This window comes from Bacillus sp. SD075 (assembly GCF_017355165.1).
Classification (GTDB): Bacteria; Bacillota; Bacilli; order Bacillales; family DSM-1321; genus Peribacillus.
Genome location: NZ_JADILK010000076.1, coordinates 1 through 11241 on the forward strand (window position 1 = coordinate 1; position 11241 = coordinate 11241).

Consider the following 11241-nt stretch of genomic DNA (forward strand, 5'->3'; position numbering starts at 1 on the left):
GGTTTCCTTCTCTTTTTTTATAACAATTAATAAAATAGGGGAACATGAAAGGGACATTGATGGTTTTTCATGTACCCACAAAAACACTAGACTTTGCCTAATCCAGCAACGTAGTTGGGGACAGTTTTTCCTTATGCTCTTTTCTCACTCTATTGCCTTTAAATCCAAGTTTCGTGTCTTACCAAAAAGGAGAGTTAAACAATGGATCTTTTTTTAAGAAACCTAGACCCAATAGCAGTAAAGGACTTTGATTAAATAGCAAAGAAAAAAATCCATTTCAAGACAAGAACTATTAAAATTCTATTATAAGGTTGCATATGAACCAGAGAGTGCGTTAGCTGAAGATCAGAGCTGTCTTAAGGCAGCTTTTTCTTATTTAACTAACAGGTGTTATTGTTTAATGAAAACTCTACTAATCTAGTATAATAGTTCTTCTTTTGTCTATACTGTCAATTAATATGGTATAGATTGGAGAGAAACAGGTATGATATTAACTGATGTATGGGGTTTATATAAGGCAGATAAACAAATCCAAGGTTATTCTCAACAAACATTAAAGGCCTATTACGTCCAATTTAACTTGTTGGTGAATAGTTTTGGAAATATATCCATTCAAGAACTTTCAACTAATTCTCTTAAAGTTTATCTGGGAAAAGCAGCTGAAAAGCTTAAGCCATCAAGTCTGGGTCACAGAATTCGATTTATTAAATCTTTATTTATATGGGCTCAGGATGAAGATATAATTAATGGAAATCCTGCTTCCAAAATCAAGGAACCATAATTAGAATTAAGGGTTCCAAAATACTTGTCTGAAGAGGAAATTGAACATTTGCGGGAAGCTTGTCATACAACATTCGAAAATGCTTTATTTGAGTTTATGTATTCAACAGGATGCAGAATTGGTGAAGCAATAACTCTAGATAGGGCCTCAATCAATTTCTCTAATCAATCAGCAATCGTTTTAGGTAAAGGGCGTAAAGAACGAGAAGTATATTTCAATACTCGTTGTGAAATATGGTTGAAGCGATATTTAAGTGAGCGAAAAGATCATGAGGAAGCACTATTTGTGACAACACGTGCACCCCATCGAATGAGTATTTCTCAAGCGAGAAACATTATAAAACTGGTGGCAAAAAGAACGGACATTAAAAAGAGCATTCATCCCCACCAGCTTAGACATAGTTACGCCACAAATTTATTGAATAATGGAGCGCCCCTAGAAGTGATTCAAAATTTAATGGGTCATGAAAAAAGTGAAACCACAAAAATTTATGCATATCTATGTGGTGCAATGCGGAGAGACTTGTATAGAAAGTATTTTTAAGGGACCAAGGGTCCTTTTTATTTTGTTCTTAATAAACTATCGGGGCAGGATAGTTGAATAAGCGTAGTTTCTTAGTAAGACGATGATTTTGTAGAAACGCGTAGGTAATTTTCAGAAGATTTCCATTAAAACCTCGTTGGAAAAATGTATAATTAGATATATCATTCACAAGTTTATTAAGGAGGTATAATATTATCAATCTAATTAATGAGGTTGAATCAAATATTGATTTAGATATTGAGTGGATAAATTTAATTCTTTTAGCTAAAGAATCTGGTATATCTATTGATAAAATTAAAGAATTCTTAAATCAATCTTCGGGACCTCGATAAGGTCCTTTTTATTTTCACCTTATAAGCTGTTGCACAGATTGTGTCAACTCTACAATAAGGCAGGTTGCTGAGGCTGCCTTTTTCTTATGGCACTAACGGGGCAGATTAGTTGAAGAGAGGTTTTTAACTTGTGTTCAACAATCGGGCCATATTCTTGTAGAAGTGAAACATAAAAATTGTCTATATGGGGGCTAGAGCATTTTTGGCAACAAAAACAGTACTCCAATTTATAATACAATTGGAGTACTGTTTGATTCATATTGAGGAGTCGTACATCAAATACACTAATTTGTCTACGATTAACTAAAAAATATATTTTTTAATTCATTAATAGTTAAAATAATAAATAGTAAAATACTAACGCCTAGCGCAATATTAGATAGCCACTGATGACGATCAAGCGTACCAATATATTTTTTCTTGTTAAGTAAATAAAGCAAAGTGATTGCCATAAAAGGCATAAAGATAGATCCTAGTGCGCCATATGCAATGATTAATCCAACAGGTTTTCCTATGAAATGTAGTAACATTGGAGGAAATGTTAACCATAATACATAGAAACGATATGCCTTTGTTTTACTTAAATCACTATTACTAATGTCTTGATGACGAATTAATCTAATGAAATCGGCAAATAAATAAGGAACACCATTCCATACTCCAAGTACAGAAGTAAATGAAGCTGACCAGAATCCAATTAAGAATAAATATTGAACAGATGGATGTAGTTCATTACCTAAGATTGAAGCAAACTCTACTAATCCCTTTTCTCCACTAATATTAACATCTGTTCCATATAATAATCCCGCACCCAATACAAGAAGTGAGATTGTAAACAACGCAGTAACTATATATGCAATCGCAGAATCATAGCGAACCGCACGTATAAAAGATGATCCCTTCCATTTATTCTCTTGTAACCAATAACCATAAGAAGCCATTGTTAGTGAACCACCTACACCACCAATTAAACCGAGAGCATATACTAATGAACCTTGTGGAAGTGTCGGTACAGCAGTCCCCCAAATACCACTAAGTTGTGGGACGACTAGAAGGGCAGATCCAACAACTGTGATAAACATGATTCCGATTAACCCGTTCATGATTTTTTCAAATGTTTTATACTTTCCCCACCATACTAATATAAATGCTAATAATCCATGGATGATTGCCCATTGAGTTAAAGAAAGTTGAGGGAATAATACCGCCATAGCAAGCGCACATGAAGCTGTACCGGCAGCACCATAAACAAAGCCCCAAATGACTGAATAAACACCAAAATAACCTGTTGCCCATTTACCCATTAGGTGCCAGCCTTCTAATATAGTTTTACCACTTGTTAAATGCCAACGACCAACGCCTTCATTTAAAGCGAATTTAAGAATGGAACCTATAAGAATCGCCCAAAGGAATACTAAGCCATAATTTGTACCTGCCACAAGTGCGGCAACTAAATCACCTGCACCTACGCCAGTAGCAGCAACGATCAATCCAGGTCCAATAATGGAAGTTTTTTTTACCTCCAGATCTTGCTCAATTTGTGTATGTTTTTGTTCTATCATTGTAATCCCCCGTTGTATTCTTGATGATAACCTTTTCAAATTTTATTCCAAAATTAAGAGTTAAATAAAAATGGCCTCCTTTTCTATATAGAAAAATAAAGTGAAATTGATCACTTTGTGGATCTAAGTTGTTATTGTAAAATTCCTTTTTCTTTATTTTAACTATTATATCATTGATTATTTTTTAAGAAAATTAATAATTTTAGTAATATAGTGATAATTATTAATTTTAAAAAAATAAACAAACTCTCAAAAAAAGAAAGTAGTACTGGACTTATTGAATTTTAAAGGTGTTTCATTACGAATAAAGTTGATGCTTTTACAATAAAGATGTTTAAAACGCCAGTCGTTTTATTCCTTTAAAGGGCGCTTTTCTTTAATAAGAAGGCGTCCTTTTGTATTGCACCAGATTCTAGAACAACACATTTTAGGGATCGGATTATGTTAAAGTTTAGAAGAGATTGTGAATGTTTCTACTTAAACTATAGGGTGCGTTAGCTGAAGATCGGAGCTTTCTTTAAGACAGCTTTTTCTTATGCAACTGATATGAACGAAACTGTCAACCCACCACACCCAAATGTTTTTAAATGGTGTTTCATTCAGCTATGAATAGAGTTATTCCTTGTTCAACTTATAAACCAAATATCCTTTCGGATTTAGCTTGTCAAGGGCGTACTTTCCCTTGATAAGCTAAATCGAAATGGATACAATTCTAAAAGTTGAACAAGGATAACCTTAAAAACTTGGCACGAAGGCAAAAACGTTGACGGTGGTATACAAACTGATATGCGTGGGTTGGTTACCACATTTCACTCCATCCGTCACGGAGCTGCCTCGGACTAACGGCGCACGTTCAGTTCCTAGACCTAGTGCATAGTTGCACATGAGGGTTCTCCTTCCCGGGGGTTTGCCTTCGAGCCAAATCTTCAATTCTAAATCACAAAATTATGATTCGATAAAATCATTTATTACATAATCTTACTTTCGATCTACTTAAGCAACATTCGATACACTTACTTGCTTATCCTCAATGGCACAACCGATAGCCCAAATAAAACCAAGTAATTCTCTGGCTACTGCAACAACAGCTACTTTTCCACCTTTTCCTTTAGCAGAGATGCGATGATATTTCATATGAAGACGGTGTTGAGCTTTCCAAGCAATACGTTTTGCCTCTGGATCTTGACCTTCTTGACGTTTAAGCAATTCACCTTTAAGAGATGGTCGATGGCGATAAGACCAACAAACTTCTACTATGGAACGACGAATTTGGGAGTTTCCGGTTTTCGTAATGGAACCTTGCCAACGACTAGACCCACTCGAGTATTCCTTTGGAACAAGTCCAGCATAGGACATCAGTTGTCTTGGGTTTGAAAAGCGAGAAAACTGTCCAATTTCAGCTACCAAAGTAACAGCTGTGACTTCTGCGACTCCTCTTAATGTTTGAAGAGCTTGAATTACCGGAGCATGTTCACTTTGAAGGGCTTCTTCATGAATTTGAGCTTCGATACGTTTCATACGATCTTCAACTTCATTGATTGCATGAAGATATTCTTGAAAAACAATACGTTGAGAAGCTCTTTCAAATGTTAATTGTTTTAACCATTCACGATGTTTTACGGACCAATTTCTAACTCCTTGCGGAGGACGTATTCCATGGCGAAGTAAGAAGTGAACAAGTCTCTGGCGAGAACTTTGTAAATCCTCACGAGCATCATGACGAGCACGAATTAAGTCTCTCAATGCTTCATGATCTTCATCTGGAACCCATACAGAAGTAAGCTCTCCAGCGCGAAGTAGCTGAGCTAATCTAATAGAATCTCTTTTATCTGTTTTTACACGATCGCCCGATCGCTTTGGAATAAGGGAGGGTGCGACAACCATACAATCAATGTCCATAGATAGAAGAAATCGATAAATTCCATACCCAGAAGATCCTGCTTCATAACATACTAATAGGCTTTCAGGCTTCCCTAACTTTTTCATCAATTTGCGAATATCCTCTGGTTTATTTTGAATAGTTCCATGAAATCTAGGTTCACCACGACCAAAATCAGCAATCGCAACAGCAATTGAATCTTTAGATACGTCTAAACCAACAAATTTTTGAACATCCTTCATAATATAGGCTCCTTTTCGTGTGTAGCTCTACACTTGGTTTTTTATTTTTGGTAGTAACATTATGACCAAGTGCAATCTACGTTAAGCGATGGGAGCCGTTTTCGTTCATTATGACTAACGGGGCAGATTAGTGAAAGAATAAATTTTAAACAGGACTATTGATTAAGTACGTAGTATTTAAAAAGTGAATGTAAAAAGAGGGGGGGAATCTTTTTGGAATTTTATAGATTTGACAAAGAAGTAGGAAAAAACGTTTCTCATTTTAATTTAAATTTCATTATGTCTCGAATTGTAAAAACAGAAAAACCTACACAAATTGGTTGTATGCATTTAGAAGCTAACGGAATTGTAGGTTTCCATCAAGCTTTATCCCACAATTGCTCATTGTTGTAGATGGGGAAGGATGGGTTCGTGGTGATGATGAATTAAAAGTAAATATAAAAGCTAACGATATGGTCTTTTGGGAAAAGGGTGAAGGACACGAAACAGCAACTGCCACTGGACTAACTGCAATTGTAATTGAATCTGAAGAATTAACCCCTTCTAATTTTATGCCAATTAAAAAACATAAATAAAAAAATCTTGTTGAACTAACGTATGCTTTACTTCAATGCTAAGAGCTGATCAGCAGCTCTTTTACTTATGGCACTAACGGGGCAGGTTACTTAAAGGGGTACCACCAGCAAAACGCGGATTTACAACGTTAAGGGAATTCGGATACAAAAATAGCCGGTTTTCACCACGATAAAGTGTAACCGGCTGATAGCTATCATTGGTTTAACGGTCGTAATGACTCTAAGGTAGTAACTCCTTTTGGGTCAAAACGATACTCGCCAAGAAAGTTGATATGCTCCCATCCCAATGGAGCTTTCAACTTTTTTGAGCTGATACTGTAGATCAGGGCCAATTAATTGAATAAGGTTTATTGAAAAAACAGGCATCATTAACTTAAGAAAAGTATGTATAAAGTTTTAATGATATACTTAAAAAAGGAAAGTGGGGAGATATTATGTGTACTCCAAACTTACTACATACAGATAGGGCATAGGAGGCTGTCATGCCAAGAACAAAGTACGTAGAAATATATGAAGATTTAAAAAAGAAAATTGAACAGAATGATTATCAGTATCAACAACTCCTTCCTTCAGAGAATACATTGATCATAGAGTATGACTGCTCAAGAAACACATTACGAAGAGCAATCGGAAATCTTGTAAACGAAGGGTATGTACAAACCAAGCATGGGAAAGGTGCCCGCGTGATTTATCAAGATTTTAAGGGAAATGAATATATGTTTGGTGAGACGGAAACGTTTAAGGAGTTTGCTATTCGAAACAATAAGAAACATCGGACAGACGTCACCGTCTTTGAGGAATTGGTTGTAGATGAAGGCATTCATGAGCATACCAGGTTTCCAATCGGTGTTGAAGTGTATCACCTGAAGCGTGTCCGTTATTTAGAAGGCAATCCCGTAATTATGGATTATAATTATTTTAGGAAAGATATTGCTAAAGGATTAACGATTGAGGTAGCAGAGGATTCCATTTATGAATACTTAGATAGAGAGCTGAACCAACGGGCGGTCACTGCAAAGCGGAAAATGGTGGTAGAAAGAACTACTGAGATGGATGAGAAATATTTAAAATTAGATGGGTTTAATAGTGTTGTCGTTGTGACCAGTCATGTTTTTAATGCGGATGGAGTGATGTTTGAACATACTCAATCAAGGCATACTCCGGGTAACTTTGTGTTCTTCGACCAAACACAGCGAAAATAAGAAAAGTGTATGAGATGAAGTTCTCATACACTTTTTTAATTAATTTGCCAGTTTTGATGCTAAATGGATAAACACGCTGGACGTCCACGTATGGGCAAGGTCTCGCAATCCTTCCCCCGTTTCAGCATGGAAGTTTTCCGCAAACCCTCCATATTTACAAAGCTCTAGGAACTTCTCGGTTACTTCATTTGCTAATTGTTGTTCGCCGCATTCTTCAAATGCTTCTATAAACAAGAGAGTGGTAGGAGCCCAGATTGGTCCCCTCCAGTAAGCGTCCTCCTCATAATAAGGACTGTCGATGGCTTCCGACGCAATTCCCCACTTTGTTAAATACCTTTCGCTCTTTAGAAGATTGAGGATGTTCTTTTTAGCAGCTTCAGGAAGTTTGTTTCCCAAGATAATTGACATTAAAGGCAGGATTCCTTGGCTCTCAATTACTTTACCGTCTCTTGTAAAGCGAGCAAATGGAAGGTCCTCAATAAGGAAATAGTCGCAAAATATCTGCATGTATTTTGTGGATTGTTCTTCCCAATATTTCTTATCTTCTACTTTATCAAGTTTTTCTGCCACAACAGCCAGCATATCCATCGACTTAATCAAGAATGCTGTTAAGTCTGGTGAGTCGATGATGTTTGCATCTCTGAACACCGTGCTGTTATCCTGTCCGGAATCATTCCCGTGATGGTACTCGCAAATCCCGTCGCCATTGAAATCTTTGTACTGAAGATAAAATTCTACATGTCTCTTGATTTGAGTATATATTCTCTTTAATTGTTCAGTAGTCAATTTCATTTTTTCCATTATTTTCAACACGAATAACCCTTGTACGGGAGGCTTGGAGAAATTCCAACGGATGGTCGAATCGCTGAGGGAACCTGGAATTTGTCCGTTTACGTCCTGATAATCGAATAATAACTGAATTTGATCCCATGCGAGCTCATTATCAACACCAGCAAGTGCTAATGCGTTGAAGGCATTATCCCAACTCCAAACACCTGGGAAATTTGTATTCGACATATACATGGCTTTTCTCTTCAACAGCCCTTGTTCATTCACAATACATGTCCAATTCAGATAAGCAGCTTCCCTTAGGGTTTTTTGATACCTTTCGGGAACAGCAGGCTGTTTAGATAAGAATTCTAGAAAATGATTCGTGCTCTTATCCAATGCTTCTTCAAAGTTATACTCCCTTTTTACTGGAATTGCCCCACTTGTAGGAATGTCTTCAATGACACATAAAAATTTATCTGACTCATCCGTTGAGGTGATTTGGATACTCGACAGGTTATCTGCTTTGTTTGTGCTGCCTGTCGTATCCATGAATACGTTTTGTTGAAGCATGACTGATCCTTGAGGTGCAAAGATCATGTATTTGGTCAGATTCTTGTAGCTATTGACAATGCAGTAGTTTTCACCGGTTTTTCCCAAAAGATAGTTATATTCGAAATTGAAGATTGGCTGGGAATCAAGTGTTAGACCTACTTTTTCCCCTCGGCCTTGTACAAAGATTCTTTCAGCATCTTCAAAGCATACAAAGATTTCCCCACCATTAAATGTCAGGACAATCTTAAATTCATCGGCTTCATAGGTGTACTCAACTGGAGTCCCATTTATTGTTGGGATGATTTTAAGAGCATTTTGATGCTGTTTTGATTTGCCTCTTACTGAATTAATATAGAGCCCATTTTTCTCTGGGGTCTGGCTTTCTTGGTAAGTGAGAGCCATGTAAGAACCATAATGACTCATAGGTGTGATTCGTATATCCAAAGTGAGCACTCCTTTTTACAATTTTTCTTGACAATTTATACTGTACTAAAATAAACTTGTTTAAACAAGTTAAAAATTAATGTAAACGCTTAGGTAGAGGAGGTTATCAAATGGATTTTAAAGATCATGTATCCAGCATCATAAATAATATCGGCGGGTCAAAAAACGTCATTAATGCATCCCACTGCGTGACAAGGCTACGCCTGGTATTAGTAGATGAAAGCCTGATCAATAAAGAGGCGTTAGAGGAAAATGAACTGGTGAAGGGGACTTTCTCAGTGAATGGCCAGTTTCAAGTCATTATTGGTCCAGGGCTTGTAGAGAAAGTGTACAATGAGTTTGTAAATCAGACCGGTACAGAAGAAGTAAGTAAAGATGAAATCAAGAAGATTACTAGTGAAAAAGGGAACATCATTCAAAAAGGTGTCCGGGTCTTGGCAGACATCTTCATTCCGATCCTACCGGCAATCGTTGCTGCAGGTCTTTTATTAGGATTAAATAACCTTCTGGCAAACTCTGGTATTTTCTATGACAAAAAATCCTTGTTGGATGTGTATACGGGCTGGACAGGATTTGCAGAATTTATCAATGTCATTGCCAATACGGCATTTACATTCCTTCCTGTACTCATCGCGTGGTCTGCTGCTAAGAAATTTGGTGGGAATCCATTATTAGGAATCGTGTTAGGTCTATTATTAGTGCATCCTTCATTAATGTCTGCTTATGCGTATGCAGAAAATCCAAGTGAAGTGGAATACTGGAGTCTATTTGGATGGGACATAGCCAAAATCGGTTATCAAGGACAGGTTCTTCCTGTTATTTTTGCGACATGGGTTTTAACATGGTCTGAGAAACGTTTGAAAAGCTTCATTCCAGATAATTTACAAATGTTATTTGTGGCACCGATTTCATTAGTCTTCGCTGGCCTCTTAACATTCGGAGTCATCGGGCCGATTACGATGACAGGTTCAAATTGGATTACGGATGGTATTCTTTATCTGTTTGAAGTATCCCCTGCGTTTGCCGGAGGCGTGTATGGATTTATTTCCGGTCCTCTTGTCATTACTGGAATGCACCACATCTTCTTAGGAGTGAATTTGCAAATGGCCGGTACACTTGGCTATGTTACTTTATGGCCGATAGGGGAAACGGTTACACTAGCTCAAGGCGCTGCTGCGTTGACTATGTTCTTTATTCTAAAGCAAAATCAAAAATTAAAAGGTGTGTCACTCACTGCAACGTTATCCGCATGGCTTGGGGTTACTGAACCAGCGATTTACGGGATCAATCTTCGATTCAGGTATCCTTTCATTGCCGTTATGGTAGGAAGTGCATTCGGAAGTGCGTATCTAGCAGCACAAGGTGTGAAAGCTACTTCTGTCGGAGTGGGAGGAGTTCTATCTTTCCTTTCTGTTTATCCGGAACATTGGAGCGTCTATTTCATTGGGATGGCCATTACATTTATCATCACCGTTACGTTAACTTTTGGGTTCTTTAAAAGTAATTTATTTAAGGCTGATAAAACTATTGAAAAAAAAACAGAGGATAAGGGTAAAAAATCTTTAGAATTAAAAACGCTATCAAAAAACGTTTAAAGGTAAATGATTAAAAACCACTCACATATTGTGCAACAAAGTTAACCTTTAATAAAAAGATTCAATATTAGTAAGTAATGGATAATCTCATGAAATGAATGTAAAACCTTTACTCAGCAAACGGGCTCTTTAATGGAGCAATGAAAAAAGCCTAATTTCTTAGCATTAAATTGAGAAATTAGGCTTTTTAATATTGAAATTTCCTTAACGTTGTAAATCCGCATTTTCCTGACGCTACCCCTTGTTGAATAATTATATCCCAATTTCTCATTTGATCGCTGAGAGATTGGGATTTTTAATATTGGAATATTCTTAACGTTGTAAATCCGCGTTTTGCTGGTGGTACCCCTTGAAGAAGAGCTATGTTAAAAGTTCAACTAATTTTACTAATTTATGGTAACGTTAAATTAATGAATTTTATTAGGGGAGCTAAAATTATGATTATTATTTCAATTTTTTACGGCTTTGTTGGTTTAGTTATTCTATTTTTTATTGTTCAATATGCCATTAGTATTGGGATTGACAATTCTAAAGAAGTTAAGGCTTTTCGGTCCGAACTTAAAGAAATAAAAAAACAACTCAAAGATTTAGGTGGAAAATAAACACATAAGCAATTTTTCTTATTCAAGAAATGGATGCGTTAGCTGAAGATCGGAGCTGTCTTTAAGGCAGCTTTTTCTTATAGAACTAAAGGGGCAGGTTAGCATTCCTGTAGATCGTTAAATATCAGGTTTGAAAAAAATAGAGCCCCTCAGTAAGATAC

9 protein-coding genes and 1 pseudogene are annotated in these 11241 nt (G+C 36.6%); 7 read left to right on the forward strand and 3 right to left on the reverse strand.

Features of this window, described 5'->3' with window-relative positions; all coding sequences use genetic code 11:
* The first annotated feature begins 484 nt into the window (after nt 1-484).
* Both IOC57_RS24605 and IOC57_RS24610 read left to right on the forward strand, forming a co-directional pair.
* A pseudogene (locus IOC57_RS24605) lies at nt 485-1324 on the forward strand (tyrosine-type recombinase/integrase).
* Nucleotides 1325-1560: 236 nt separating this feature from the next.
* On the forward strand, nt 1561-1656 hold the full coding sequence (locus IOC57_RS24610) for an anti-repressor SinI family protein (RefSeq protein ID WP_286676078.1): 96 nt from the start codon (nt 1561-1563) through the stop codon (nt 1654-1656).
* A gap of 299 nt (nt 1657-1955) precedes the next feature.
* Here the strand turns inward: IOC57_RS24610 and IOC57_RS24615 are convergent, their stop codons facing one another.
* Both IOC57_RS24615 and IOC57_RS24620 read right to left on the reverse strand, forming a co-directional pair.
* A complete protein-coding gene (locus IOC57_RS24615; RefSeq protein ID WP_207441167.1) occupies nt 1956-3218 on the reverse strand; it encodes an Nramp family divalent metal transporter in 1263 nt (420 codons plus the stop codon).
* A gap of 993 nt (nt 3219-4211) precedes the next feature.
* The gene (locus IOC57_RS24620) at nt 4212-5339 is read right to left on the reverse strand and encodes an IS110 family RNA-guided transposase (protein WP_207441169.1); all 1128 of its coding nucleotides are present in this window, start codon (nt 5337-5339) and stop codon (nt 4212-4214) included.
* Nucleotides 5340-5552: 213 nt separating this feature from the next.
* On the opposite strand from IOC57_RS24620, the gene IOC57_RS26400 reads away from it, so the two are divergent.
* The 3 genes from IOC57_RS26400 to IOC57_RS24630 all read left to right on the forward strand — a co-directional run bounded on the left by IOC57_RS26400 (nt 5553) and on the right by IOC57_RS24630 (nt 7116).
* Complete coding sequence (locus IOC57_RS26400; protein ID WP_309487762.1) at nt 5553-5732, forward strand: hypothetical protein; 180 nt, start codon at nt 5553-5555, stop codon at nt 5730-5732.
* Nucleotides 5717-5914 carry a cupin domain-containing protein gene (locus tag IOC57_RS26405; protein ID WP_309487763.1) on the forward strand — a complete coding sequence of 66 codons (198 nt, stop codon included), beginning with the start codon at nt 5717-5719 and terminating at the stop codon, nt 5912-5914. The genes IOC57_RS26400 and IOC57_RS26405 overlap by 16 nt, the downstream gene beginning before the upstream one ends.
* A 482-nt stretch (nt 5915-6396) precedes the next feature.
* Nucleotides 6397-7116, forward strand: a complete 720-nt coding sequence (locus IOC57_RS24630) for a UTRA domain-containing protein (protein ID WP_144553238.1) — start codon at nt 6397-6399, stop codon at nt 7114-7116.
* Between the two features lie 39 nt (nt 7117-7155).
* Here IOC57_RS24630 and IOC57_RS24635 read toward each other — a convergent pair whose 3' ends face one another.
* Nucleotides 7156-8883 (reverse strand): amylo-alpha-1,6-glucosidase, encoded by a 1728-nt coding sequence (locus tag IOC57_RS24635; RefSeq protein WP_207441171.1) that lies wholly within the window; start codon nt 8881-8883, stop codon nt 7156-7158.
* Nucleotides 8884-8993: 110 nt separating this feature from the next.
* Here IOC57_RS24635 and IOC57_RS24640 point away from each other — a divergent pair, with 110 nt between their 5' ends.
* Together IOC57_RS24640 and IOC57_RS24645 are read left to right on the forward strand one after the other, a co-directional pair.
* Nucleotides 8994-10478 (forward strand): PTS transporter subunit EIIC, encoded by a 1485-nt coding sequence (locus tag IOC57_RS24640; protein WP_207441173.1) that lies wholly within the window; start codon nt 8994-8996, stop codon nt 10476-10478.
* 437 nt (nt 10479-10915) lie between these two features.
* A complete protein-coding gene (locus IOC57_RS24645) occupies nt 10916-11080 on the forward strand; it encodes a hypothetical protein (protein ID WP_181762298.1) in 165 nt (54 codons plus the stop codon).
* The last annotated feature ends 161 nt before the right edge of the window (nt 11081-11241 follow it).

Bases quoted from the DNA above. Each gene is read 5' to 3' on its own strand.
- IOC57_RS24615 (WP_207441167.1), bottom strand. From the start codon at position 3,218: ATGATAGAACAAAAACATACACAAATTGAGCAAGATCTGGAGGTAAAA.
- IOC57_RS24620 (WP_207441169.1), bottom strand. From the start codon at position 5,339: ATGAAGGATGTTCAAAAATTTGTTGGTTTAGACGTATCTAAAGATTCA.
- IOC57_RS24630 (WP_144553238.1), top strand. From the start codon at position 6,397: ATGCCAAGAACAAAGTACGTAGAAATATATGAAGATTTAAAAAAGAAA.
- IOC57_RS24640 (WP_207441173.1), top strand. From the start codon at position 8,994: ATGGATTTTAAAGATCATGTATCCAGCATCATAAATAATATCGGCGGG.
- IOC57_RS24645 (WP_181762298.1), top strand. From the start codon at position 10,916: ATGATTATTATTTCAATTTTTTACGGCTTTGTTGGTTTAGTTATTCTA.